This is a genomic window from Actinomadura miaoliensis (assembly GCF_039536785.1).
Lineage (GTDB): Bacteria > Actinomycetota > Actinomycetes > Streptosporangiales > Streptosporangiaceae > Spirillospora > Spirillospora miaoliensis.
In genome coordinates this window covers 44,346-70,850 of sequence record NZ_BAAAZG010000037.1, presented here as the reverse complement: position 1 = coordinate 70,850, position 26,505 = coordinate 44,346, and the positions used below count along the sequence as shown (strand labels likewise).

The window sequence follows — 26,505 nt, the reverse complement described above, 5'->3', positions numbered from 1 at the left end:
GCCTGCTCCCGCTCCGGCGCGGGCAGAGTCACTCGACTGTGACTGATCTGGACCACGAACAGGCTCTAGTCCTGACGTGTCCGGGGCAGTACTGGTGCCACCGCGGTGGCTGCCCCGACTCCGATTTCTTGGAAGCGTTCGCACTGCTCACGCCGATCGTCACCGCCGGGAATGCGGCCGACCTCGCCGACGGGGGCGGCGATTGGGCTGAGGAGACCTACCAACAGCTGTACGGTGCCAGCGGCGTGGACGAATGCTCAGAAGAAGTCCTGGACCATCTGGAGGTGATGCTGTCGGGTTCCGGATGGGTCGAGTTGGAGCGAGCGACGTGGGAAGGCGGATTGGAGGAGTTGCTGCTGCGCCGAGAGGAGCACTGCCTGACTGCCTCCTACGATCCGGTCACCCGCCAAGTCCGCCTGGTCGACGGCAAGCCCGAGCTCGAAGTCATGCTCCAATTGTTCGCCGACGATGGCGTGCTGTCCGGCGGCGACGGCCAGGAAACCGTTGACACCGGTGAGGCCGCGGTAGAGCGGTGGGGTGCGGAGATCCTGACCGCGGCGGAGGATTTGCTGCGCGGGCGCATCAAAGAACTGCCGCACTTGGCCGTCCCCGTCCAAGGCGCCCTGCTTGGACTGCACCCACTAGCGGACGGAACCCTCCGCGCCCCAGAATCGACGGCCCTCGCAAAAGCCCAGCTCACCGTCCTGCTGCGAACTGCCGGCGTGCTCAGCGACGGGGATTGATCGGGCGTCACCCGGTCTGCAGGCGGGGGCCGGCTGGTCAGGTTCATTGTCGCGGCGCCGTGTCTTTGCCGGAAGAACGGGCCAAGCCGCACCTCGCAGCAAGTTCGTCTGCCTACATGCTGGCGGACACAGGCCGGGTCGGCGACGTCCACTTGATCGCAGGTGGATGATCAGCAATGAATGCGTTGCTGCGCTCCCGTGGCTGTGTGATGACGGCAGGAGCGATACGGCGAGGGACCGGCAAGACGAACGGGAGATCCCGGACCGTGGCGTCCCATCGGCGCCACGGTCCGGGAATCGCCCGAGAGTCATCCCTGGGGAAGTGCGGTGGCGTGGGGCTGGGCGGCGCGTCGGCGGAGGGGCACCAGGTGACCGCGCCGGCGGGCCAGCCACAGGAACACGATCGTCAGCAGCAGGCCGAACAGAATCGAGTAGACGCTTCCCTCCGGGCCGAAGTCTCCGCCGCTGATCAGCTTCGGGCCGGACGTCGTGGCGTCCAGCAGTCCCTGCGGGGTGCCGTTGCCGGAGACCTCGGTGCTGAAGATGCCGGCCGCGGCGAAGTTCCAGCCGAAGTGCAGGCCGATCGGCACCCACAGGTTGCGGGTGGCGGCGTACGCGGCGGCGAGCATGCCACCGGCCTCGATCGCGATCGCGATGGCGCCCCACAGGCTGGCGTGCGGGTTGAGCAGGTGAGACAGGCCGAACAGTACGCCGGTCAGCGTCAGCGCGATCCACGTGCCGGTGCGTTGCTCGATGATCCGGAACAGGACGCCGCGGAAGAGCAGCTCCTCGGTCGTGGCGGCGGCGGCCATGAAGCCGACCAGCCCGACTGCGGCCGTGGGCGATCCCAGGCCGTCGACCTTGTAGTGACCGAGGAAGGCGATGTTCACGATGACGGCCCCGAACAGCGCGACGCCGATCAACAGACCGAGGCTCAGCGCGGCCCCGGCACCTTTCCGGGCCACTTCCGTGGACGGGCGGCGCTCGGTTCGCCGCACCACCCATCCGTAGACCAACACCCCGAGCACGGCTGTCAGGAGGCCGAGGGCGAGCTCCAGCCACGGATTGCCGTCCACGGCGGCGACGCCCTGGCTGCCGATCATCGCGACCGCCACGACGGCCAGGAGCTGCCAGACCAATCTCATGAAAACCCCTTCTCCAGGTCCGCGGCCGGAGCGCCGCGGCTGCACGGAACGCTATGGAGTCGAGGGCACTCGAATCGTCACCACTCGGTGGACACTTGCGTGTAGCTCGTACGGGGGACAGATCTCCACAGACCCACGGGTGGCGGCCGCATCGGGTGCGGGGCTCGTGCCGAGGGGAAGCGGCCGCGACCCAGTTCTGTGCGTGGCTGCCTACGGTCGCCTCCAGCACGTCGCGCAGTGCGGAGCGGACGGCTGACCGCGACGTGTTCGGCGGCGGCGAGCCGGGCCGGAGTCAGGGTTTCTTTGGTGAGGGGGCCGGGCCGGACGGCCGCCACCATCCGGAGGGTGACCAGTTGTTCGAACCGGGTTTCGATGGATCCGATCTCCAGGACGACCCGGCCGTCGCGGAGGGCCGGATCGGCCTCCAGTTCTTCGGCCCGGGACCGCAACGAAACTCCTGGCGCCTCCTGCCGAGCCAGTTGCCGCAGTCCGGGGGCCGGCGCCGCGCCGACCAGGTTCGGCAGCCTGGAGGGTGAAGGTACTGCGGAGCGTTGCGGGGGTCGACGCCGGTGCCGGGGTGAGCAGTGCCGCGAGACGGGCGCACCACTGCGGCGGCTTCGTCCCGCAGGGCTTCGGCGCAGGGGTGAAGACCACGGTCTGCCCGGCCCGGGATCAGGAGGGGGTCCTGAACGACGCGGCGGAGGCGGGCTAGGCCGTATCTGACAAAAGCCCACCGCGGGGCGGTGGGCTTTTGTTGGCCGTGTCGTCAAGGTGTCATTGCCACATGAGCAGGGCGGCCAAGGTTACGGCGGCCTTGCAGTAGCGGGTGGCGATGCCGCGCCACTGCTTGAGCCGGTTGAAGCAGCATTCGACGACGTTGCGCAGCCGGTACACATGCATGTCGAAGACGGGCGGGTGGCCTGCGCGGCGTCCTTTGCGCAGCCGGTTGCGGATCTGGTCCGCGCGTTCGGGGATGGTGGCGCCGATGCCACGGCGGCGCAGCCAGGCGCGGATGGCCCGAGTGCTGTAGCCCTTGTCCGCGACCAAGTGCCCGGGCCACACGCGGGGACGGCCCGGCCCGAGCCGCGGGACCCGGATCGCGGCCATCACAGCGGTGAACCGGGTGCAGTCACCCGCGTTGCCGCCAGTCACTTCACGCTCTGGGACGTTCGCGGGGCGGGCTGACCACCAAGATCCACCCCATGCCGTCGAGTGCGGCATCAACCGGCTCAAGCGGCACCGTGCGGTGGCCACCCGGTACGACAAACTCGCCGTGCGCTACGAAGCCACCCTCCACATCGCTGTCATCAACGACTGGCTGACCTGCCTTTGAAACACGCCCTAATCCCAGCGGACGCCCTTTGCCGTCGCAGGCCAGGTGGATTTGCCTAGGGTGCGGCTCATCGCGGTGGGGGAGGTGTGCGGGCGGGCGGCGGCGCTCGTCGGCGCCGCGGTTTGCGCCGTAGAAGGGACGCAGGACGGCTTCCGCCCCCGGAGAGGGGGGCCGATGGGCTGAGCTGGCTGCATCGCGAGCGGGTGCAGTTCGTCGGAGGCTTGTGGCGGGGCGGTGATCGGGCCTGCTTTTGGCCGCTTTCGGATCGGGTGCGACGCGTGGCGCGTCGCACGCTTCGCAGTGAGTTTGGGCGGCAGGACGTGGCGCAGCTGGTCGGCGCGCGGGTGGTACGTGTTGTCCTACGGGGTGATCACGCTGTACGACGCGGGCTACTGGTGCGGGTCATTGATCTTGAGTTGTTCTCCGGTGTTCGAGATGAAGACGACGAGGAGCTTGGCCGGTTCTGTGTTGCTGACGTTTTCGGTGGCGACGTGGTGGGCTCCTGGCTGCTCGATCCAGTTCTCGCCTTGGTGGTAGGTGCGCATCGGTTCGCCTTCGAGTTGGCTGCGTACTGTGCCTTGCAGCACGTAGGCGTAGACGAACGCGTTGCCGTGCCGGTGGGGCACCGCTCGGGCGCCCGGCGGGAAGGTCACGGTCGCCGAGGTGAAGGTCTTGCCGCGGACGTTCGGGAGCGCCCGTTGGATCAGGGGCTTCAGGGTCTCGGAAGGGGGTTTCGAAGCCACAACCGCGCCGGCCGGGGAGGCCGGACGCTCCGTCGCAGGGGCGCATCCGACGACCGCGGCGGCCGTGCCGGCGATCAGCGCGCCGCCGGCGATTCGCATACTGATCATGAGCGTTGTCCTCCTTGTTCGTCCGCGACCTGAATGATCGTTTTTCCGGGCGTGCGGCGGTGGCGGGCGAACGCGGAGGGCGTTTCGGAAAGCGGTCGCACGTCGCCGACGATGGGCTTGAGCCGCCCGGCCCGGAGGCGCCGGGAGAGGTCGGTCAGCCGGGTCCGGTCGGGTTCGACGACGAAGAAGACGGCTCGCCCGTCCTTGGGCTGCACGGTGGGTGGCATGGCGATGGCGACGAGGGTGCCGCCCGGGCGTACCAGTTCGGTCGATCGCTCGAGGATGTCGCCGCCGATGACGTCGAACACCACGTCCACCTCGCCGACCTGCCGCAGATCGTCGGCGTCCAGGTCGAGGAAGGTCTGCGCGCCGAGGCCGAGCGCGACATCACGGTCGTCGGCTCGGCCGGTGCCGATCACGCGGGCGCCCACCTCTCGCGCGAGTTGGACGGCGATCGAGCCGACGCCGCCCGCGGCGCCGTGAACGAGAACGGTCTGGCCGGTCGTGAGGTGGGCGTGGTCGAACAGTCCCTGCCATGCGGTCAGCCCGGAAATGGGCAGCGCGGCGGCCACGGTGTGGTCGATGTCGGCCGGGAGGGGGGCGAGGTTGCGAGCCTCCACCGCGGTGTATTCGGCCAGGGATCCGTTGCGGGTCCAGTCGGTCAGTCCGAACACCCGCTGGCCCACAGTGAGGCCGGTGGTTCCGTAGCCGAGCTCGACCACGACTCCGGACAGCTCGTGCCCGGGGATGGTGGGTGTCCGGTCGCGGCCGGCGCGATCGGACCACGTTGCCGGCCAGTCGAGCTCTCCGGGGGTGAAGCCCGCGGCGTGCACGCGCACGATGACGTCGTTTTCCGCGGCATGGGGATAGGGCATGTCGGTCAGGGCGAGGCCGCCGACACCCGCTTCACGATCTCGCACGGTGATCGCTCGCATGCTCGATTCCTTTCAAGGACGTTCGTCGGTATGGGTGGGGCTCAGCACGAGGTCCGCTCGGGACGCACGTGGTGCGGGCTCCCGGCCGCGGTGGTCGCGGATCGTACGTCGGTGCGCTTGTGAGCCTGTGGGCGTCCGGCGTGAGCCGCGGCGATCACGGACAGCACTGCGACGAACGCGATGGAGAGGTGGGCCGTGGCGTCCAGCCCCCACCACCGGGCCGGCAGCCCGGCTTCCAGACACGGGGACGCTCAGTGCCGTGCAACCTGGTGGTCGCAGGGAGGTCGGCCTACCGGCTCGGCGGGTATGTGGCTCATGGATCGTGAGGACGACTGCGGCGAGGCTCACGAACGCCAGTGTCAAAAGCGGGAACACATCGGGGCGTGTGGCCACCTGAACGAGCAGCCCGACGACCCCCGTGCCCATCGCCGTGCTGGCCGCTACCAGGAGGACGGCGACAAGCACCGATCGGCGACGCAGGTGATCGCTGAGCGACCCGGCCGTCATGGCGGCGCGGCGGGCGCACGGGGGCGCGCGGCGCGTGCGCCGTGGTGACGCGGGCGCCGCGCCGTCTGTCAGCAAGGCGCCGAGGAGACCGGCGACGTACGCGGCCACTGTCGGCGTTGTCACCGAGAAGCCCCAACGCTCCCTGTAGAGCGGGTAGATCGGGGACGGCGCGCTCGCGGTCGCCATCATCAGCATGCCGACGCAGCCGAGCGAGACGAACGGAGCACGACATCCGAAACCACCTCCGTTGCCGAAGTGACTGACACCGTTCATCGCGTGGCCTGGTGTGATGTCCGGTCAGCTCGGCCAGGCCGAGCCGACGATGCGCTCGACGGTCGTCGTGCGCCGGAAGCCGGGGACGAAGTGCTCGAGTATGTCGGAATTCACGGTGCCGTTCGTGGTTTCGGGACGGTTCTTGAGCCCGTCGACGAAGGCTCGCAGGAACTCGTTCTTGAAATCTCCTCGTGGGTGGGCGGCGAGGATTTCGCCCAACCGATCCTTTTCGAGTTCGTCCAGGCCGTAGCCGATGACGTCGGTCAAGACGCCGAAGTGCGTGGTCGCGATCTCCGGGGCCATCCGGCCGGGGATGCCCGGCGTGGTGTGCAGCGCGATCGCCGTCCAGACGGTCTCAGCGGCGGCCGTCGAGAAACCCCGGTCCAGCAGGAACTTGCGCGCGTGGTCGGCGCCATCGACTTCGAAGCGCTGCTCGACGTCGGAAAAGGGAGTCAGGAGGCCGGTGTCGTGGAACATGGCCGCCAAGTAGAGCAACTCCGGATCCGGTTTCAGTCCGAGCTTGTGCGCGTGAATCAGGCCGAAGAAGAAGACCCGCCGAGAGTGGTGGTAGATGAGGGGGCTGGTCGTCTCCTGGATGTGCCTGGTCGCTTCGGCGACCGCCGCTGTCCCAGGAATCTCCAACCCCGCGATGACCTCTGCCATGACCTCTGACTTTCCGGGAAGTGTGCCGGCTGTGGACCGTGTGTCCGACGTCCATGCTGCCGACGGGACGGCGGACGGCGCCGCCTTCGTCCGGCCAGGAAGCACTTAAATCCGGACGGGCGAAACGCAGCCGGGTGCTCCACCACGACCGCTGCACCGACTCTCACGACGGGCCATACCCCGCCGCGGCAGGACGAAGCCGCCCCAGGTCGGGCAGACCAGCGGCTTCGGTGCCCGCTGCCGGTTGAGCAGCCCCGCCGAGGAGGGTCCCCGTCATCTCCGGGTGACGGTGTGCTAGCAATGAACGGTGTCCATGCCTCCTGCGTCGCCGACCCGACGGAGGTCAGTCCCGCCTGGGGTCGGCGGCCACCGAGCGGATCCGGCTCCGGAGGGACCGGAGCGGTGAACGCCGCCCCCCATCGCGTCGCGTTCCTCGTCTACGACGGAGTGACGTTGCTGGACGTCGCCGGTCCCGGGGAGGTGTTCAAGGAGGCGAACCGGTTCGGCGCCGACTACCGGATCGTGCTGCTGTCGCCGACCGGTGCGGACGTCACGTCAAGCCTCGGGGTCCGGATCGCGGTCGACGGGGCCGTCTCCTCGGAGCCGGCTTACGACACGTTGCTGGTGGCCGGGGCCGACCTCTATCCGCGCGCCCGTGTCCCCCGTGACCTGGCGGACGCCGCGCGGATACCGGCGGCTGTGGCCGGCCGGGTCGCGTCGATCTGCACCGGAGCGTTCGTTCTCGCCGCCGCCGGCCTCCTCGCCGGCAAGCGCGCGACCACGCACTGGAAGGTCGCGCACGAGCTCGCCGTCCGGTGTCCGACGTGCCGCGTCGAGCCCGACGCGATCTACGTCCGCGATGGCGCCACGTACACGTCGGCAGGGGTGACGGCCGGCATCGACCTGGCGCTCGCTCTCGTCGAAGAGGACCACGGGCCCCGGTTGGCGCGCGACGTCGCCCGCGCCCTGGTGGTGTACATGCAGCGTGCGGGCGGCCAGTCCCAGTTCTCGGCACCGCTGCAAGGGCCGCCGCCCCGCTCGCCGGCTCTCCGGAAGATCACCGACTTGGTGACGGCGAACCCCCGCGGGAACCACTCGCTGGGTGAACTCGCGAAACACCTCAACGTGAGCACGCGGCACCTCACGCGGCTTTTCCACGACGAGCTGTCCACGACACCGGCCCGCTACGTGGAGAACATCCGATTCGACATGGCCAGGGCACTGCTCGACCAAGGACATACCGCGACGCAGGCCGCGCTCCTCGCCGGGTTCCCCAGTTACGAAAGCATGCGACGGGTCTTCGCCAGGAAGCTGTCGATCAGCCCCGCCGCCTACCAACGCCGGTTCAGCACGGCCCGCCGCGCCAACGCGGGTTAGGTCAGGGGCCGTCGAGGCCACTCCCGGCGGAGCACGCGGCGGTGGCTTGGCCGAGCGATTGGACGGCCCGGGCCGCGCCCAGGTGATCCCCGAACCGCCGTCGGACTACATCCAGTGGGAGCACCTTGAACGCCGAGTCCGGCGAGGACGCGCGGTGGCCGCCGCGTGACCGGGCATGGGATTCCCGATGCTCTCCGGCGCGGATTTTGAAGAGACTCGGCGGATTTCGGCCCCAGCCCCGCCGCCAGGATCTGGAGGACGGCGCGGCACGAGCGGATGCGCTCAAGGAAGCCGGCACTGCTCGTGCCGGATCGCCCGCTCCCACACCTGCTCAGTACGACGGGTACCTGACGGTCTGCCCGCCCAAGACCGCCCGCGTGATCGCACTGGACCACACCACCGTCGCGGCCCTGCCGACGACCTTCCCTTCCAGCTCTCCCCAACTCTGGTTGGGGCTCTTTCCGGAGGATGCGGGGCGGGCGTGCGGTGTGTGACGGCGCGGTGATGGCGGGCAGTTTGGGTCCTGGCGTCGGGGCGGGGCGCAGAGTTGGACACGGTGCTGGTGCTCCGAGTGCACCGGCCCGACCTCGGTGGGCACCGTCTTGGGCGAGATGCGGCCGCCCCCGGCATCGCCCTGCTGGGCGATGCCGGGGGCGGCCTCGGCGCGAAGCAACGGGAAGGGGATCAGCCGACCCGATCCAGGTCGACTCCCTTGGTCTCCCAACTCGTGATCACCGCGACGAAGGTGATCGCCATGGTGATCACCAGGTAGCCGATGACCATCCCGACCCCGAAGCTGTTGATCAGCCACACCGCGATGAACGGAGCGGGGGCACCGGCGACGATCGAGGAACCCTGGAACACCAGCGAGGAACCGGCGTAGCGGTACCGGGTCGGGAACAGTTCGGCGATCCAGGCGGCCTCCGGTCCGGCCAGCATGCCGTGGAAGAACGCGCCGACGCAGACGCCGATCCACAGCAGCGGCAGGCTTTCGAAGTGCACCAGCCAGAAGAAGATCGGCGCCCAGACCACCAGCACCGCCGACGGAACCAGCATCGCGACCTTGCGGCCGACCCGGTCGGACCAGGCGCCGCCGGCGATCATCCCGACGAACTGGAACACCGAGGCGAAGGTGACCACCAGCGTCACGTCTCCGCGGTCGAACCCGTGGTACTTGGTGGCGTAGGCGATGACGAACACCGTGTAGATGTAGAAGGCGATGTTCTCACCGAGCCGCATGCCGAGACCGTGCAGCACGGCCCGCGGCTGCGAGAGCGCCTGCAGGACGCTGGACCGCTTGGCCTCCCGGTGCTTCCCGGCCGCGGACTTCCGCGCCTCCTCGGCGGCGCGCTGCGCCTGACGGAACACCGGCGACTCGTCCAGGCCCCGGCGGATCAGGAACCCGATGACCAGGAGCGGCGCGGCCAGCAGGAACGCGATCCGCCAGCCCCAGGACTCGAAGTCGGCGTCGCTCATGGACATGCCCAGCACGGTGATCATGGCGGCTGCCAGCACCGTGCCGGCCGGGGCGCCGGCCTGCGGCCAGGACGTCCAGAACCCGCGGCGCCTGGGCTCGCCGTACTCGCTGACCAGCAGCACCGCCGCGCCGAACTCACCGCCGAGCGCGAACCCCTGCACCAGGCGCAGGAAGACGAGCAGGAACGTCGCGGTGATGCCGATGTCGTGATAGGTGGGCAGCAGGCCGATCGACATGGTGGCGGCGCCCAGCATCAGGAACGTCACCACCAGCATCGGCTTGCGGCCGAACTTGTCACCGAGGTGTCCGAAGACGATGCCGCCGAGCGGGCGGGCGAAGAAGCCGATTCCCTGGGTGGCCAGTGCCAGCAGGAGCTTGATGAAGCCGTCGTCGCCCGGGAAGAACAGCGGCCCGAGCACCGTCGCCGCCATGACGCCGTAGATGGCGAAGTCGTACCACTCGAGGACGGCGCCGGCCATGCTGCCCGCCAGCAGCCGGGGAAACCCGCGGCCGGGGGTCCCGCGGCGACTGCCGGTGCCTACCGTGCGGGCGCGTGCCGCATCCGATGCCATTGGTGTTCCTTTCGATCTCCGAGGCCTGCTCCTCGCCCCCCGGAGCCAAGCCGCCGCGTCAAATACGGAGTGTGAGCGCCTTGCCGCAGGCGCGTGAGCAGCACGTCATCATCTTGTCGCCGCGCGCACGCTCGGCCTTGGTCAGCACCACGTCGCGGTGGTCGACCTCCCCTTCCGCGACGGGCACCTCACAGGTGCCGCACAGTCCTTCCTCGCAGTCGCTGGGCACGTCGAAGCCGGCGGCACGCAGCGCCGTGAGTACGGTCTGGTCGGCGGGAACGTGGACGGTGACGCCGGATTCGGCCAACTGCACGTCGAAGGCGTGCTCCTGGGCCGGGTCGAGCTTGCCCACGTCGGAAGTGAAGTGCTCCATGCGCAGCGCGTCCTCGGGCCAGTGCCGGGTCGCCTCGTCGAGCGCGTCGAGCAGCCGCCGCGGACCGCACGCGTAGATGAGAGTGCCCTCCACCGGGTCGGCCAGCAGTGCGTCGACGTCCAGCCGGACGCCCTCGGCGGACCGGTACACGGTGAGCCGGTCGCCGTGGTCGCGGACGAGCCGGTCGAGGAAGGCCATCGTGCCGGTCGACCGGCCGCAGTAGTGGATCTCGTAGTCGTGGCCGGTGCGGCGGGCGTGGTCGGCCATCGCGATGATCGGGGTGATGCCGATGCCGCCGGCGACGAACACGTAGCGCCGCGCGTCCGGGTCCAGCCGGAAGTGGTTGCGGGGACCGCGCATGCGCAGTACGTCGCCGACGGTCAGGCGCTCGTGCAGGTACCGGGAGCCGCCGCGGCCGTCGCCGTCCTTGCGCACCGCGATCTGGTAGCAGGACCGGTCGTCCGGATCGCCGCACAGGGAGTACTGACGGGAGAACTCGTCGAACTCCAGGTCCACGTGCGAGCCGGGCGACCACTTCGGCAGGGGCCTGCCGTGTGGGTCGGCCAGCGTGATCCGCACGATCTCGTCCGCCTCCCGTTCGATCCGGCGCACGGTCATGGTCCGGGCGACGGCGCGTCCGCCCGGTCCACGGAGCCTCACCTGCTGGCGGCGGTCCAGGATCGAGGGGTCGGTGCGCTCGGGGTTGCGCTCGGGGTCCCACTGCACCCACAGGTGCTCGGGGCCGCGGAAGGAGGTATTGGGCAGGTAGGTGAACTCCTGGTCGGGGACCAGCCGCATGTGCGGGAGGCGCGTGGTGAACTCCTGCAGCATGACCTGCATTTCCATCCGGGCCAGGTGCTTGCCCAGGCACTGGTGGGAGCCGTAGCCGAACGACAGGTGCCCGGCGGCGTTGTCACGGCGGATGTCGAGCTCGTCAGGGTCGTCGAAGTGCCGCTCGTCGTGGTTGGCGGACGCCTGGACGATCAGCAGCTTGGCGCCCTCGGGGATGGCGACGCCGCCGATCTCGGTGTCGGAGGTGGCGATCCGCCGCCACGCCACGATCGGGCCGGAGAAGCGCAGGCACTCTTCCACCGCGGCCGGGATGAGGCTCGGGTCGGCGCAGATCTCCTCCCACTGGGTGCGGTTCTCCAGCAGCAGCCGCAGCGCGTTGGTCGTGGCGAGCGCGGTGGTCTCGTGCGCGGCCACGATGCCCGCCATCATCATCGAGTGCAGGTAGGAGTCGGTGATGACGTCGGGCATCTCCGGCTGCAGCCGGATCCCGTACGGCATCCACCCGGGCATCGAGGGGTCCTGGCGCATCTTGTCCAGGACCTCACCGGAGTACTCCCAGAACTTGCCGACCGACTCGGCGACGGCAACCTGCTCCTCGGGCGAGGGACGTCCCCAGGTGTTGACCGTGTGCGCGACCGAGTAGCGGCGCAGCGTGGCCATGTCCTCCTCGGGCACGCCGAGGAAGTGCAGCGCGACGGTCAGCGGAACCTCGAACAGCATCTCGCTGACGAGATCGGCCCTGCCCGCGTCGATGAACCGGTCGACGTGCTCGCGGACGAGGCGGCGCACGATCGCTTCGTGATGGGCGAGCTTTTCGGGGGTGAACGGCTCCTGCAGCGCCCGCCGGCGCAGCATGTGGGCGGGCTCGTCCTCGTTGACGAGGGTGCGGTCCATCGCGTACCCGTGCGCCTTCAGCACCGCGTTCGCCTCGTCGGAGAACGGGGTGATCTTCTCCAGGGCGATGGACGGCGAGAAGGTGATGTTGTCGCGGAAGACCGCCTTGACGTCCTCGTAGCGGGTGACCACCCAGTAGCCCAGTTCCGGGCTGTAGAAGACCGGCTCCTCGTCCCTCGACCACCGCAGTGCGCCCGCAGGGTCCTGCAGGTACGCCTCGCCGAACGGATTGAAGGCGGCCGCGTTGGGGGAGACGGGCCGTCCGGTCGGATCCAGCCGGGAGTGGTCGATCGGGCAGCCTCCCACGCTCGTACGGAGGGCGGACGCGGCGCCCTCCGGCGCTTCGGCTGCGGGGGATGAGACTGAGCCCATGTGTTCTCCTCGCACCTCTGTGCATTGGTTTTACGTTTATCGAACACTTGTGTGCGATAAGCGAGACCGCGAGACCAGTGCAGGGTAAGGTGCGCCACATTGACGGGTCAAGAGTCACTTGCTGCACGACCGCCCGGTAGGGGCCTGCTCGACCGCATGCCGCAGCGCCGGAACCGGCCTGCGGCCAACGCGGGGCAGGAGCGTGCCTGCTCAGCCTCGAGTGGGCTGCTCGACCGGCGGCTGCCGGTGATGCGGCGTTGTCAGCCGGTGACGAGCTGAGACAGAAGGCGTGCGGCACGGGTGACGGCGGCCGCCGCGCGGTCGATGTCGAGGCCCTCGGTGGAGACCACGCCGACGCTGCGTTCGATCACGGTGCCGGGTTCGACGTCGTCGGGCACGCCGATGCCCGCCGACACGCCGACCGCGCCTTTCTGCAGCTCGCCCTTGGTCACGCAGTAGCCGTCCCGGCGAGCCTGCCTGACGACCTCGGGATCGCGCGGGCTCTCCGGGCGCATAGCCAGGATCGCGATGCCGGACGCCCCCTGAGTCAGCGGGTGCCTGCTGCCCACCCGATAGCCGACCCTCAACACGGTGTCCCTCGGTTCGGCCACCATGACCGCGACGCAGGTGTCGGCCTCCGCGGCGGCGATGAAGGCGGTCGCGTGGGTCTGTTCGGCCAGCTCCTCCAGCACGGGGCGGGCACCGCGCATGAAGTGCGGCTCGAACCGGGAGGCCAGCACCGCGGCACCGAGGCCGAGCCGGATGCGGCCGTCGGCGGCGCGCGTGACGAGCGAATGGGCCTCCAGCGTGGCCACGATGCGGTAACAGATGGCGCGGTGGACACCCAGCTCCTTGGCCAGGTCCGCCACCGAGATGCCCGCCGGGCTCCGCGACACGACGTCCAACGCGCGCAGACCGCGATCGAGCGTCTGCAGCGTGCTCATCCCACTCCTCGTCCCATGGGTCGCCTTAGATGATCGCACAGCGGTGTCGCTGGTGCCGTCCGCCTCCCGCCACTTTCCGCCGCCTCGTCCACACCCAGCACACCAGCCTGGCCTGACTGTCCGCCGCAGACTCCTGGACCGAGACAGGGCCGGTGTTCACCACCGGCCAGCCGCTGGTGCCCGAACGGTAGTCGACGGAGGCGGGGCTGCGGCCGAATCCGCTCCACGCCCTGCGGCACGGCACACCGCCGTTCCCGCCGGCCGCCGGACACGACATGAAGGTCGTCCAGGCGCCCCTGCGCCTGTCGTCCATCAGTATCGCGCCGACATCGACACCAGCCTGCTGCCGCAACTGCCCCGGCAACCGGCGGAGCACACCACCGCAGCCGTCCTCAAAGCCGAACCCCACCGGCCCGCCGCCCCAGGAGGCGGCCAGGCGGCCATGCTGCTCTAATCGCAGCCGCACCCCGGCCCGTCCCGGCGTCATTTCCGGAGTGGGGCGACGCGTGTTCACGGGGGCTCATTTCGGGCCATCGGGCGCTGGGCGGCGTCCCGGGCGGCAGGGAAACCGGGGCTGAATGACTTGGTCGGGGCGCAGGACTGTCACGGGATGGCCGGGGGATGAAGCGCCCATAAATGGTGGTGGGTATTCACAGCGTTTTCGCGAATGCTCGGGCTGGGGCTTGGAGGGCGTCCCCTCAAATGAGAGCGCCCCTGGTCGCAAGCTCTTGCTTGCGACCAGGGGTGGTCACGGGTGCGCCGTCAAAGACTTGAACCCCGAACCCGCGGGCTAAGAGCCCGCTGATCTCAGTGTCAATCTATGTCGCCCTGTGCACGTCCAGGCCGATTCTCGTGCCGCCGCGTGTCCCGGCGTGCCATCTCGTACCGGGACGCCGAGTGAACATCGAGCGAACATGGCCACCCTGGACGGCCCCGCACTGGACCGTTGGACGGTCACCGGGCGTGTCGGGTTTCGGTATTCCTGCAGGTAGACGCGGGTGGAATCATCGTGCCTCTGGTCTCAGCGTGGTGGTGGTCTATGGCTGAGACCGGCTGGCTCGCCTGGTCGGCATATATAGGACGGGACCCGTGGAGTTGATGCGGGTCGGGGGCACGGAGCGTGACTGATATCTGCGCATACTTCAGGCGCAGCGGTAGTGCGGCAGAGCGTTGAGGCGAGTCGGCCTGGGAGCCGCAGGTCCGCGCGGTCCGGTGACCGGGTGGAGAGCACGAAGAAGACCTCGTCGGACAGGAGGCGGGGACAGGTACGGCACGTTCTCCCGGACGTTGCCGCAGGGAGGCCACCGCCCCACCGAAGGTCGCACGCTCGGCCCGTCACTGCATGACTTCGGTCGATTGATCGGCATGACCGCCTCGATCCAGCCCCGAACGGTCCCGGCCGGGGCGCTCAACGAGTACCACCGGGCGGCCTGGGGTTCCGCACGAAAGCCCAGATCAGCGCCTACGCGCGCGTTATTGGCACCCCACAGGCTCACAATGACGGCGGGCTGGGGGCGGAAATGGAAGAGTGAAAGGGCTCTTGACCCGGATTGGTGCGCGTCGATAGTTAGTGCATTGAACGCGTCCGCTTCCCTATGCTCCGCTGAAATATGACCGAAGAGCCCGCGGACGGCAACCCCCGCCATGACACCGGACGAGAAAGGAACCCCCGTGCTGCCCGCTATCCGCAGATGGACCATCACCGCCGTCGCCGCGTTCACCGCGTCGACGGCCGCGCTGACCGGCGCCTACTTCACCGGACAGCAACCGCAGGCCGCCAAGGTCGCCGCCGTCTCCTACGCCGCACCCGCGGCCAAGGCGATCGCCGCGGCCAACCTGTACGTCGACCCGAACTCCAACCCGGCGGCCTGGGTCGCCGCGCACCCCGGCGACCCGCGGGCCGCTCGCATCAAGGCGGCCATCGCCGACCGGCCGATCGCACGCTGGTTCGGTAACTGGGACAGCGATATCACCGCGGCGGTGTCCCGCTATGTCGGCGGCGCCGCGCAGGCCGGCGCCACACCGATGCTGGTGGCCTACAACGTCCCGGGCCGTGACTGCGGCAGCCACTCCGGCGGCGGCGCGGGCAGCCCGGATGCCTACCGCACCTGGATCGGGCAGTTCGCCTCGGCCATCGGCAGCCGCCAGGCGATCGTCGTGGTGGAGCCCGACGCGGTCGCCCAACTCGACTGCCTGCCGAACGGCACCGAGCGCCAGATCCGGCTCGACCTGCTGAAATACGGTGTGCAGCAGCTCAAGCAGAAGGCGCCGAACGCCTGGGTCTACCTGGACGCCGGCAACGCCAACTGGATCCCCGCCGGCACCATGGCCCAGCGTCTGCAGGCCGCCGGGATCGCTGACGCACGCGGCTTCGCGGTCAACGTGTCGAACTACTACACGACCGCACAATCGGTCACCTACGCCAAGGCCGTCAAAGCCGGGCTCCCCAGCGGTAAGACCTTCGTGGTCGACACCAGCCGCAACGGCAACGGTTCCAACGGTGAATGGTGCAACCCGGCCGGACGCAAGCTCGGCACCCCGCCCCGCCAGGGAGTCGACGCCGAACTGGAACTGTGGGTCAAGGTCCCCGGCGACTCCGACGGCAACTGCGGGATCGGTGCCGGGATCCCCGCCGGCCAGTTCAGCCCCGACCTGGCCATCCGCCTGATCGACGGCACCTGATAGCCGAGCGTGCCGCCCGCACCGCAGCCCACCACCTGGGTGGGTGGACAGGTGGCCACGCTGGCCTGACAGCGCCGTAGCCCGGCCCGTCCCGGCGTCATGTCCGGGGCGGGCCGACGCGCGTTTACCGGGGTTGATTCGGCCATCAGGGTGTTGGAGGGCACCCCCGCATCGGTAGGAGATCGGGGGTGGCGTGGCTTGGTCCGGGACGCCGAGCTGCCATGGACGGCCAGGGGGACGAAGTCGTCCATAAACGGCGATGGGTATTCGCGACGTTTTCGCGAATACTCAAGGCGAGTTGACGGGGGCGTCCCCCCAAAAGACGGCGCCCCTGGGAGCAAGCTCTTGCTTGCGGCCAGGGGCGGTCACGGGTGCGCCGTCAGGGACTTGAACCCCGAACCCGCGGATTAAGAGTCCGCTGCTCTGCCAATTGAGCTAACGGCGCTTGTCGTTCTGGGGGGCGTCCCCCTTGCGACACCCAGAAGGTTAGCAGGACCGGCGGACCAGTGCGAATCGATTACTCCTTGGCCGGCAGGACGCTCACGATGCCGCGCCACAGGGCGATGGCGGTGGCGCGGGAGCTGACGCCGAGCTTGGAGTAGATGCGGTTGACGTGGTTCTTGACGGTCTTCTCGCTGAGGAAGAGCTGGCGGGCGATCTCGCCGTTGGAGCGGCCGCTGGCGATGAGGTCCATGACCTCGGCCTCGCGGGCGGACAGGCCCAGGCTGACGCGGTTGGCGTCGCGGACGCCGCGGATCACGTCGCGGACGGTGAAGGAGCCGCGGACCAGGTGGCCGGAGGCGCCGTTGCGGATGGCGGCCTCCACCGCGCCCTGGTCGTCCGGGGCGGCCAGCACGAAGACGCGGGAGGAACGGCTGAGGGGGGCCGCCTGGCGGGCGGCGGACGCGTCCAGGAGGATGAGGTCTGGGCGTAGTTCCTCGGCCAGGCGGGCGGCGTCGCCGCCGTCCGCGGCCTCCGCGATGACCTGGAGTTCCTCGCTGTCGGACAGCAGCGCGACCACCTCCGCGCGGTCGTGGGGACTGCCGTCCACCACCAGCACGCGCAGGGGGGCCGTTTCGTCGACACTCATCCCGTCTCCGGCGGTCGCCCTTGGGGTGTCATTGTCATTTATAAGGTCGGAGCATAACCGGCCGATCATCAGGAGCCAACGAGCCTGGTCAAGTGGCGGTCGGTTCGGGGTAACAGGAAGGGCCCCGACCGCCGAGGCGGTCGGGGCCCTTCTCGTGGGGTGAGTGAGGGGACTTGAACCCCCGACACCCAGGACCACAACCTGGTGCTCTGCCGACTGAGCTACACCCACCGCGGCCGGGAGCGGATCCCGGCTGAAGAAAGTGTAGCGGTTCCGGACGGGTGGTTGGCCACAGGGTTTCTCAGCCGGACGTGGAGGGGGCGACGATCTCGGCCGCCAGGGCCCGGGCCGTGTCGGAGTCGGGGCCGGGCTGGGGCACGAAGACGGTGGAGCGGTAGTAGCGCAGCTCCTGGATGCTCTCGGTGATGTCGGCCAGGGCGCGGTGGCCGCCCTTCTTCTCCGGGCTGGCGAAGTAGACGCGGGGGTACCAGCGGCGCGTCAGTTCCTTGATGCTGGAGACGTCCACCATGCGGTAGTGCAGGTGGGCGTCCAGGGCGGGCATGTCGCGGGCGAGGAACGAGCGGTCGGTGGCGATGGAGTTGCCGCACAGCGGGGCCTTCTTGGCGTCGCGGACGTGCCTGCGGATGTAGCGCAGCACGGCGTCCTCGGCCTCGGCGAGGGTGACGCCGCCGGGCAGCAGGTCCAGCAGCCCGGACGTGGTGTGCATGTCGCGCACCACCTTCGACATCCGGGTGAGCGCCTCCTCCGGAGGCTTGATCACCACGTCGATCCCCTCGTCGAGGATCGTGAGCTCGCTGTCGGTCACCAGCGCGGCTATCTCGATCAGCGCGTCGTTGCGCAGGTCGAGACCTGTCATCTCGCAATCGATCCAGACGAGACGCTCGTTCACTTCATGCCCTCTCACCTGCGATGACTCTGTGGTGAGTCCACTCCGGCGGGCGGGCGCCGGGCCGGCCGGGCCCGCGGAGCCCGCCGGACGCGCCGTCGCCGGCCGCAGTTCCGGGCTTCACCAACACGTACACGCAGCCAGGGTATGACGCTCGGTGGCGGTTCACGACCATGGGCAGTGATCAACGGGCCCCCGGTGGGCGGCGGCGACTTCTTACGCCCGGTCGGCGATGTGGGGCGGCACGGGGATTCCGGGGCGCAGCCGGGGGTCCGGTACGGGTTCCCCGAACGTGCGGTGGACGGGCAGCACTCCGGCCCACACGTCCAGGGCGTAGTCCTCGTCGTCGTCCAGCGGGCCGCCCTGACGCATCTTGACCGAGGCCTCCTCCAGGGAGAGGGCGAGCACCGACGTGGCGGCCATCTCCTTGGGGGTGGGCCGGCGTGCGGTCTTCCACTGGCCGGGGGCGAGTCGCTCGGTGACGGCACGGAGCCCCGCGAGCTTCTCGTCGGGATCGGTGACGGTCCGTGGCACGCCGTAGACGACGGCGCTGCGGTAGTTCACCGAGTGGTGGAACAGGGAGCGGGCCAGCACGATGCCGTCCAGGTGGGTGACGGTGACGCAGATCTCCTGGGACGGGGCGGCGCGCAGGCTGGCGGCACCCGTGGAGCCGTGGACGTACAGGGTGTCGTCGATGCGCCCGTACCCGGTGGGGATCACGCGGGGGGAGCCGTCCACCACGACGCCGAGGTGGCAGATGAGGCCGTCGTCCAGGATCTCGTACAGCGCGGAGCGTTCGGTGCGGGCCCGCGTGCGGTTGCGGTGGAGGGTGGTGCGGTCGGTAGGGGACAGGGGCGTTGTGCTCATGGTTTGTACGGTAGGAAGGAAGTGGCCTGGCCTGTAGAGCCACTTAATTGCGATCGCCGGAGGCCACTTTGCCGACCCGACCGACCCTGCCGTTGACGGTGGACCGTTCCGCGGCCGAGCCGATGAGCGTCCAGCTGGCGGGGCAGCTGCGGTCGGCGATGACCGAGGGACGGGTGGCGCCCGGGGAACGGCTGCCGTCCACGCGCGCGCTCGCCGCGGAGCTGGGTGTGAGCCGGACGGTGGTGACGGAAGCCTACGAGCAGCTGTACGCCGAAGGGTGGCTGGAGGGGCGGCACGGCTCCGGGACCTACGTCACCGAGATCGCCCCGCCGAAGGGCGAGGCGGCGCCTGTGCCGTTCGAGACCGGCGGTGAGGAGAGCTGGGAGCGCACCGAAACTGGCGTGATGGACCTGCGGCCTGGGGTGCCGTGGGTCGGCGCGCTGGACACCCCCGGCTGGCGGCGCGCGTGGCGGCTGGCGGCGAGCGTGCCGCCCGCGATGCGTCCCGACCCGCGCGGGCTGCCGGGGCTGCGCGCCGCGCTGGCCGACTACATCCGCCGCAGCAGGGGCGTGGCATGCCCGCCGAGCCGCCTGCTGGTCACGCGGGGCGCCACCAACGGGCTGGACCTGCTGGCCGCCACGGTCCTGCGCCCCGGCGACCGCGTCGGCGTGGAGGAGCCGGGGTACGTCAAGGCGCGCAGGGTGCTGGCCGGGCGCGGGGCCGAACCGGTGCCGTGCCCGGTGGACGAGCACGGGCTGGTCGTCGACGGGCTCCCCGACGACCTGCGCCTCGTCTACGCCACGCCGTCGCACCAGTACCCCCTGGGCGGGGTGCTGCCGGTGCCGCGCCGGCAGGCGCTGCTGGCCTGGGCGCGGCGGACGGGCGCGCTCGTCGCCGAGGACGACTACGACGGCGAGTTCCGCTACGACGTGGCGCCGCTGCCCGCCCTGTACGGGCTGGATCCCGACGTGGTCGTCTATCTCGGCACCGCCACCAAGATGCTGACCGCAGACGTGGGGGTCGGCTGGCTGGTGGCGCGTCCCGAGCTGGTGGAGGCGATCGCCGCGCGCCGCGACTGGCTGAACGACCGCACCGCCGTCGTCCCGCAGGAGGCGATGCGCCTGCTGCTGGAACGCGGCGACCTGGACCGGCACGTGCGGCGGATGCGCGCAGAGTACGCCCGGCGCCGCGCGGTGGTCGCCGAGGTGCTGGACGGGCTGCGGCTGCGCGGCGACACCGCCGGGCTGCACCTGGTGGTGGAGCTGCCCGAGGACGAGACGGCGCGGGTGGTGGCCGAGGCGGCGCGCCGGGGCGTGCTGCTGGACACGCTCGACCGCCACCACGCCGGGCCGCTCCGCGTGTCGGGGCTGGTGATCGGCTACGGTGCCGCGGCGTCCGCGGCCGAGCTCAGGACCGCATGCTCGCTGGTTCGGGAGCTGGCGGGACGGCCGCCGGCGACGAGCGCCCCGGGCCGGGCAGCGGCGCGGCGGCGGGCGCGGGCGTCGGCGTAGCGGGCACGTCGTCGCAGCCCGCCGGGCCGGGGACGCGTCCGACCGCCCCGGCCGCGGCCTCGGCCGAGGCGACCATGGCGACGTGCGCGACCATCGCGGGCAGGGATTCGGGGTCCGTACGGGTGTGGCCCGACCTGTGCAGGGGGTCGGGCGTCCTCGCCGGATCGGATCCGCGCAGCGCCTCGGCCGAACGCAGGGGCTCGGCCGCGTGCAGGGGGCCGGGCACGGGTTCGCCGGGGCGGCGCGCGGCGATGCGGGTGCTCACCGGGGGCAGGCCCGGGGCCGTCTCGGGGCCGGGCACGGGACGCGGGTGCGGGACGGCGGCGATCAGGGCGTCCGGCCCGGTGACGCGGTGGATGTCGATGGCGCCCGGGTCGGGGCGGGAGGTGTCGGGCACCTGGGAGCCGCCGTAGTGGCCGCCGCGGGCCCAGTCGCGGCGCGAGCGGCCGGAGTGGTACGACTGCGGGGACGGCAGCGGCGGGCCGGCGGGCCACCGGCGGGGCACGCCCCAGGCGTCCAGCCAGCGCATGATCTCCTCGAGCCCGGTGAGCAGGCCCGTGGTGAACGGTTCCCGGGCCTGGCCGACCACCATGATCTGCGCGCAGATCCGTCCCTCGCGGCCGGCGCGGCCGGTGAGCGCCCGGGCGGCCCGGACGATGGGGACCTGCTGCACCACCTCGCCGGAGCCGGGGTTCCACACCAGGTGCGCGGGCCGCGCCTCGCGGGCCAGGTCGGCCGCCACCGACCTGGCCGACACCAGACGCGGGTCGGACTCGCTGGTGAGCCATACCACGCGGGGAGCACCTCCCCCCAGCGCGCCGCCGTCGTGTCGTGCCGGCATGCGTCCGGCTCCTGGCAGCCATGCGTCTGCCACGGTGCGTCCCCCCCAATCGGGCGGAATGGCCCACGATTGGTCTAGTCCCTGTACCTGTAGCCCGGACCGGGCGGCGGAAGCCCGGCCTGCCGCCATGGGCTGCTTCGGCGGCGCGGATCCGGATCGCCGAGATCCGATGTTATTGATCGGGATCAGTACCCTTCCGCACCTTCATATCCACCTCCTGTTACGGTTTCGTGCATACCGGTGCGGAGCGGGTCCCGGTGACGAGGTGGTCACCAAGGAGCAAACCGGCGTTCCCAGGGTATGAGAATTTCTTCCGCGGAAACGGCCGGAAGTGGCCGGAGAGTTACCTTCCGTGGGGCATGATGTGGCGCCGGGAGCGCCCTTGGAACGTGGCACCCGCTTGGGCGGGGGTGGGGTTCACACCGCGTACCGAGCCGCGTTCTAATAGGGCCTCATGACCGTTGACGCTGAACTTCCGGCCGGGGTCCCCGGCATCGACGTTCCCCGCCTGGCCGGCTGGCTGGCGCACGCGCTCCCCGGCAGCGGGCGGATCACCGCCGTCGACCTGATCTCCGGCGGGAGGTCCAACCTCACCTACCGGATCGTCCTGGACGACGGGGGACGCGGCGGCCCGGACGCCGGGCGGCACGTCGTGCTGCGCAGGCCGCCCCTCGGCCACGTCCTGCCGACCGCGCACGACATGGGCCGCGAGTACCGCGTGCTGTCGGCGCTCGGGCCGCGCACCGCCGTTCCGGTGCCGACGACGCTGGCCTTCTGCGACGACGAGAGCGTCATCGGCACCCCGTTCTACCTGATGGACCACGTGACGGGACGGGTGCTGCGCGAGGTCGAGGACGCCGCCGGGCTCACCCCCGAGCAGGCCGCGGGGCTCAGCGAACGGCTCGCCGAGGCGCTGGCCGCGATCCACCTGGTCGACGTGGACGCGGTGGGCCTGGGCGACTTCGGCCGTCCCGACGGGTACATGGCACGGCAGTTGCGGCGCTGGGGCAAGCAGTGGGACGCCTCGCAGGAGGCCATCCGCGCCGCCGGAGCCGTCCACGACGTCCCCGAGTACGACCGCCTGGCCGCGCGGCTGGCCGAGCGGCTGCCGGCCGGCGGGCGCGCCGCCCTGGTGCACGGCGACTTCCGGCTGGACAACGCGCTGGTGCGGCTGGAGCCGGCCCCGCGGATCGCGGCCGTCGTCGACTGGGAGATGTCGACGCTGGGCGACCCGCTGTCCGACCTGGGGCTCACGCTCGTCTACTGGGCGCAGGCCGACGACCCGGACGCCGAACGGCTGCCGGTCGGCGCGTCCGTCACCACGGCGCCCGGGTTCTTCACGCGCCGCGAGTTCACCGAGCGGTACGCCGCGCTGACCGGGTTCGACCTGGCCGACATCGACTTCTACGTGGCGTTCGCGTGCTTCAAGCTCGCGGTCATCCTGGAGGGCATCCACGCCCGCTTCCTGCAGAACGCCACCGTGGGGGAGGGGTTCGACCAGATCGGCGACGCCGTGCCGATCCTGGTCTCCCGCGCCCACCGCATCCTGGACTCCGGCTCCCCCTGGTAGGCGTCAGCAGCCGGACACCGCGTCAGCAATACGAGACGGCGTCAGCAGTACGACGGCGTCAGCAGTACGAGACCGAGGCGCTGGCGTGCGGGGAGAACGACACCGAGCCCGTCTCCTCGCCCCAGCACCACCCGTTGGTCCGCGACACCCGCACGCGCGCCGACTCGCCGGCGTCCAGGCGGCCGGAGCCGCTCGCCGACAGCTCGCCGGACGTGCCGGTGACCGCCCAGTTCACCGGCCCGCCGACCGCCGTGACGGTGACCGTGCACGCGTCCTCCCGGTCCATGTCGCACCCGGAGGCCGCCAGCCGTCCCGGCTGGGGCGGCCGGGGGTGCTCGGGCTGGGTGGGCCGGGACGAGGGGGTCCTGGTCCGGCTGGGCGACGCCGACGGCGACTTGGATGGCGACTTGGACGGCGAGGGGCTGCGGCTGCTCCTCGTCGGCGACGGCGACGCGCTCGTGGCCGACGCGCTGGGCTCGGCGGAGGGGTCCCCCGGCGACTGCGACGGGTCCCCTCCGGCCGGGGACGAGGAGCCGCCGCTCGGCAGGGCGCTCGCGGCGTCCGGCGAGCCGGACTCGCCGCCGGTGAACGCCGCGACCGAGCCGCCGATCAGCACCACGGCCGCGACCACCGCCGCGACCGCGGCGACGACCGGTCCCTTGCGCCGCGACGACTCGCGTTCGCGGGCACGGGAGACGACGGGCTGGTAGGGCAGCGGCCAGCCCCACTCGTCGAACGGCTCGGCCCAGGCGGCGATGGCGCGCCTGTTGTCGGCCCGTTCCGGGTCGGTCGCCGCGCCCAGCACGTCCAGCCGCAGGTCGGCGGGCAGCGCCGCGATCGGCAGCACGGCCAGCAGCCGGTCGGCGGGCAGCCGCGGCGTGTTCCGCTCGCCGCAGGTGGGGCAGCTGGACACGTGCCGCATCACCGAGCGGGCCGCCTGCTTCGACAGCGGCCAGGTCTCGGTCAGCGCCGACAGGCTGGGGCAGTCCTCCCAGTGGTTGCGGGCCACCAGCGCGGCGCGCACGGCCGCCTCCAGCGTGGCCTCGGCCTCGCCCAGCAGCACGGCTGCCTCCTCGGCGGACTCGCCGAACACGCCCGCCAGGTCCACCGCGTCCAGCTCGTGCCGCGCCGCCAGGTCGATCGCCTCGCGCTGGCGTCCGCTGAGCGCGGCCAGCGCGCTGAGCGCCAGCATCCGCCGCTCCTCGCGGCGGGCGAACTGCTCCTCGCTCAGCTCCCCGTCGTCGACCTCGGCCGCCTCCTGCCCGACGTGCCGGGTCGGGCTGTCGCGGCGGCGCAGCGACTCCTTGCGGGCCAGCGCGTACAACCAGCCGCGCAGCCGCTCGGGCGTCTGCAGCCCGCCGACGTGCTCGCGCGCCGCGACCATGACGTTGCGCAGCGCCCCGGCCGCCTCGACGCGGTCCCGCAGCAGACCGTGGCAGTAGTCGTACAGGAAGGGCGCGTAGGTGTCGTACACCTCCGACAGCGCGATGACGTCCCCGACCCGCAGTGATTCCGCCAGCCGGGGGTCATCGAAACGGCCCTGTTCTGGCCCAGCGGCCACGACGATCCTCCCGTGCTCGATGATCTGAACATCCCCGCAACGAGCCCCGACGTCGGTCGGCCGACTCTGGGTGCCAGATCCTGCCATCAAATTCGGGAGATTTCAGAGCCATTAGGGACCGAAGGGACGCAGAGCGGCACGCTCCGTGGTCGTTTCGCCACGTGGACGGGCGGTTACGGAAAAGTTGTGATCTGAGTCTCGTCGCGGCGCGGGCGGTCGCCCCGACCGCACCCGGCCGCCGGAGAGCGCGCCCTCAGCCCTCCACGGCGGGATCGCCGGCCTGCGGGTCGCCGCCGTCCGGGGCCTCCGGGCAGCTCCAGGTCACGGTGGCCGTGCCCGAGGGAGCGAAGCGCACGCTGCCCGAGTGGCTTCCGGGCGGGCAGTCGGACGGACGCGACGCCGTCACGCCCGCCGTGCCGCCGCCGGACAGCCGCCCGCCGCCGGAGGCGCTCACGCCTCCCGACGTGCCGGTGACCGACCAGGTGACGGGCCCGCCCACCGCCCGCACCGGCACCGCGCACGACGACTGCCCCTCGGGGATCGCGCAGCCGCCGACCGCCAGGCGCCCGGCCGGGGCGCGGCTGGGCGGGGGCGTGCGGCGCGACGGCCGCGCCGACGTGCGCGGCGTCGGCGTCGGCGACGACAGCGACGGGCTGGGCGTGGGCGTGGTGGGCGTCGCGGACGGCTCGGGCGACGACGACCCGCTCGGCGACGGCTCGTCCGACGGTTCGGACGACGGATCGGCGGACGCGTCGGACGCGGACGGGTCAGGCGCCGCGCGGGTGCTCTTGGGGACCGCCCCGGTGTGCTGGCCGGACCCGAGCGGCACGAGGACGAACGCGCCCGTCACGATCAGCAGCAGCCCCGCCGCCGCGGCCGCGATGGGCAGCAGCCTGGGCACCGGACGGCGGCCGCGGGCGGCGCGTCGCTGCAGCCGCGCCACCGGCACCGGCCAGCCCCGGGTGTCGAACGGCTCGGCACGCCCGGCCGCCGCGGCCAGGTCGTCGGCCAGCCGGGGCGCGGTCGCGGTCGCCATGATCCGGGACGGCAACTCCGACGGCAGCAGCGCCACCGGCAGCACCTGCAGCAACCGCACCGTCGACACCCGCCGGTAGCGCAGCTCGGTGCACGTCGCGCAGTGCGAGATGTGCTTCAGCAGCCGGCGGGCGAGGGCGGGCGCCGGCGGCCGCGCCGGGTCGGCGTCCCCGGTCAGCTCCGCCGCCTGCGGGCACGCGGCCCGCCCGTCGCGGGCCACCAGGGCGACGGCCAGCGCGTCGTCCAGCCGCTGCCGCGCCGCGCCGGTCAGATCGGCGGCCTGCCGGGCGTCCATGCCCAGCACCGCGCCGACCTCCGCCGCTTCCAGGCCGTGCCGCAGCAGCAGGTCGAGGGCCTCGCGTTCGGTGCCGCGCAGGCTCGCCATCGCGCCGTGCACGAGCCGGCGGCTCTCGATGCGCTGCGCCCGCTCCGGCGCGTCCAGGAACACGTCCTCCACCTCGGGCGCCTCGCGGCGCTCGACGGGAAAGTCCGGTTCGGCGCGGCGGCGCAGGCACTCGTTGCGGATCAGGGCGTACAGCCAGGACCGGAACCTGACCGGTTCGCGCAGCACCCCGGCATGCGCGTACGCCTGCAGGAAGGCGTCGTGCAGCGCCCACGCGGCCGTCTCCTGGTCGCGCAGCAGCGCGTGGGCGTAGTCGTAGAGGCGTGCCGCGTAGCGGTCGACCACCTGCGCGAGGGCATCGATCGGCTCAAGGGGGCGGGGGCCGTCCCCCGCGGCGGCGCCGTCGTCGGCGGCGGCCAGAAACCGGGCGAGCCTGAGATCGTCCCCGCGATCGAGACTGGGCCAAGGGGACACGGATCCTCCCGCGAACTGAGACGTCGGCACCGCGACCGCCGTACGGGCCGCGACTGCTCTCCTTGCGAGCCGTGCCGTGCTCTCCTCCGGAACCTCGTGGGTCCGGCCCCGCCACGGGACACGGGGGGAAGGAAGGTTGGAGGCCCGACGGCCCCGCTCCCCGTCGGGCCTCCGTATAGATGACGGCCGACCCCCGCACCCGGTTGACACCTCTGACGAACAAATCTCGAAAAATCCGTCCGGCCTCTTCCGGCTCGGGGCCGCGCCCCCGTCCCAGCCGCTCCGGCCGTCCCCTGACGTGCGGTGACGCCTCTTCCGCGCCTCGGAGAAGGCTTCCGTAGCGAGGGCCGGAGAGAAGAAGCCGAACGCCCGG

Annotated in this window: 19 protein-coding genes and 2 tRNA genes; 5 read left to right on the top strand and 16 right to left on the bottom strand. The window is 71.3% G+C overall.

The features are described 5' to 3' along the window. The coding region (locus ABD811_RS24815) for a hypothetical protein (RefSeq protein ID WP_344952263.1) at nt 1-743 on the top strand (743 nt) is incomplete at its 5' end. Between the two features lie 308 nt (nt 744-1,051). Here ABD811_RS24815 and ABD811_RS24810 read toward each other — a convergent pair. The 5 genes from ABD811_RS24810 to ABD811_RS24790 form a co-directional block, all read right to left on the bottom strand. Further along, nucleotides 1,052-1,888: a CPBP family intramembrane glutamic endopeptidase gene (locus ABD811_RS24810; RefSeq protein ID WP_344952261.1), complete on the bottom strand. Its 837-nt coding sequence runs from the start codon at nt 1,886-1,888 to the stop codon at nt 1,052-1,054. 774 nt (nt 1,889-2,662) lie between these two features. After that, nucleotides 2,663-3,109 carry a transposase gene (locus ABD811_RS24805; RefSeq protein ID WP_344952268.1) on the bottom strand — a complete coding sequence of 149 codons (447 nt, stop codon included), beginning with the start codon at nt 3,107-3,109 and terminating at the stop codon, nt 2,663-2,665. Between the two features lie 501 nt (nt 3,110-3,610). Further along, on the bottom strand, nt 3,611-4,072 hold the full coding sequence (locus ABD811_RS24800) for a cupin domain-containing protein (RefSeq protein ID WP_344952259.1): 462 nt from the start codon (nt 4,070-4,072) through the stop codon (nt 3,611-3,613). After that, nucleotides 4,069-5,007: an NADP-dependent oxidoreductase gene (locus tag ABD811_RS24795; RefSeq protein WP_344952256.1), complete on the bottom strand. Its 939-nt coding sequence runs from the start codon at nt 5,005-5,007 to the stop codon at nt 4,069-4,071. Before ABD811_RS24795 ends, ABD811_RS24800 begins: the two co-directional genes overlap by 4 nt. 804 nt (nt 5,008-5,811) lie before the next feature. Continuing rightward, entirely contained in the window at nt 5,812-6,450 is a 639-nt protein-coding gene (locus ABD811_RS24790) for an HD domain-containing protein (RefSeq protein ID WP_344952254.1), read from the bottom strand. Nucleotides 6,451-6,852: 402 nt separating this feature from the next. Between ABD811_RS24790 and ABD811_RS24785 the strand changes: the two genes are divergently transcribed. Next, a complete protein-coding gene (locus ABD811_RS24785; protein ID WP_344952252.1) occupies nt 6,853-7,827 on the top strand; it encodes a GlxA family transcriptional regulator in 975 nt (324 codons plus the stop codon). 684 nt (nt 7,828-8,511) lie between these two features. Here the strand turns inward: ABD811_RS24785 and ABD811_RS24780 are convergent. From ABD811_RS24780 to ABD811_RS24770, 3 genes are all read right to left on the bottom strand, one after another. After that, entirely contained in the window at nt 8,512-9,876 is a 1,365-nt protein-coding gene (locus tag ABD811_RS24780) for an MFS transporter (protein ID WP_344952250.1), read from the bottom strand. Between the two features lie 58 nt (nt 9,877-9,934). Continuing rightward, on the bottom strand, nt 9,935-12,307 hold the full coding sequence (locus tag ABD811_RS24775) for a cytochrome P450/oxidoreductase (protein ID WP_344952247.1): 2,373 nt from the start codon (nt 12,305-12,307) through the stop codon (nt 9,935-9,937). A 260-nt stretch (nt 12,308-12,567) separates the two neighbouring features. Next, complete coding sequence (locus ABD811_RS24770) at nt 12,568-13,251, bottom strand: IclR family transcriptional regulator (protein WP_344952244.1); 684 nt, start codon at nt 13,249-13,251, stop codon at nt 12,568-12,570. Nucleotides 13,252-14,922: 1,671 nt separating this feature from the next. Here ABD811_RS24770 and ABD811_RS24765 point away from each other — a divergent pair. Beyond that, entirely contained in the window at nt 14,923-15,933 is a 1,011-nt protein-coding gene (locus tag ABD811_RS24765) for a glycoside hydrolase family 6 protein (protein ID WP_344952242.1), read from the top strand. A 372-nt stretch (nt 15,934-16,305) separates the two neighbouring features. Here ABD811_RS24765 and ABD811_RS24760 read toward each other — a convergent pair. From ABD811_RS24760 to ABD811_RS24740, 5 genes are all read right to left on the bottom strand, one after another. Continuing rightward, nucleotides 16,306-16,378: transfer RNA gene (locus ABD811_RS24760), tRNA-Lys, on the bottom strand. 72 nt (nt 16,379-16,450) lie between these two features. Further along, nucleotides 16,451-17,023 carry a response regulator transcription factor gene (locus ABD811_RS24755; RefSeq protein WP_344952240.1) on the bottom strand — a complete coding sequence of 191 codons (573 nt, stop codon included), beginning with the start codon at nt 17,021-17,023 and terminating at the stop codon, nt 16,451-16,453. Between the two features lie 155 nt (nt 17,024-17,178). After that, nucleotides 17,179-17,254, bottom strand: a tRNA-His gene (locus tag ABD811_RS24750). Between the two features lie 70 nt (nt 17,255-17,324). Further along, nucleotides 17,325-17,933 carry an oligoribonuclease gene (gene orn, locus ABD811_RS24745; RefSeq protein ID WP_344952238.1) on the bottom strand — a complete coding sequence of 203 codons (609 nt, stop codon included), beginning with the start codon at nt 17,931-17,933 and terminating at the stop codon, nt 17,325-17,327. 213 nt (nt 17,934-18,146) lie between these two features. Then, a complete protein-coding gene (locus ABD811_RS24740; protein ID WP_344952235.1) occupies nt 18,147-18,797 on the bottom strand; it encodes a pyridoxamine 5'-phosphate oxidase family protein in 651 nt (216 codons plus the stop codon). 98 nt (nt 18,798-18,895) lie between these two features. Here ABD811_RS24740 and pdxR point away from each other — a divergent pair, with 98 nt between their 5' ends. Continuing rightward, nucleotides 18,896-20,308, top strand: a complete 1,413-nt coding sequence (pdxR, locus tag ABD811_RS24735; protein WP_425549458.1) for a MocR-like pyridoxine biosynthesis transcription factor PdxR — start codon at nt 18,896-18,898, stop codon at nt 20,306-20,308. Here pdxR and ABD811_RS24730 read toward each other — a convergent pair. Then, nucleotides 20,205-21,149, bottom strand: coding sequence for a hypothetical protein (locus ABD811_RS24730; RefSeq protein ID WP_344952232.1), 945 nt, complete (start codon nt 21,147-21,149; stop codon nt 20,205-20,207). The two genes, pdxR and ABD811_RS24730, sit on opposite strands and share 104 nt — an antisense overlap. Before the next feature lie 454 nt (nt 21,150-21,603). Between ABD811_RS24730 and ABD811_RS24725 the strand changes: the two genes are divergently transcribed. After that, nucleotides 21,604-22,719, top strand: coding sequence for a phosphotransferase family protein (locus ABD811_RS24725; RefSeq protein WP_344952230.1), 1,116 nt, complete (start codon nt 21,604-21,606; stop codon nt 22,717-22,719). A gap of 58 nt (nt 22,720-22,777) precedes the next feature. On the opposite strand, the gene ABD811_RS24720 is transcribed toward ABD811_RS24725, so the two are convergent. Continuing rightward, nucleotides 22,778-24,280, bottom strand: coding sequence for an RNA polymerase sigma factor (locus ABD811_RS24720; RefSeq protein WP_344952228.1), 1,503 nt, complete (start codon nt 24,278-24,280; stop codon nt 22,778-22,780). 253 nt (nt 24,281-24,533) lie between these two features. Continuing rightward, nucleotides 24,534-26,132 carry an RNA polymerase sigma factor gene (locus ABD811_RS24715; RefSeq protein ID WP_344952225.1) on the bottom strand — a complete coding sequence of 533 codons (1,599 nt, stop codon included), beginning with the start codon at nt 26,130-26,132 and terminating at the stop codon, nt 24,534-24,536. Nucleotides 26,133-26,505: the final 373 nt, after the last annotated feature.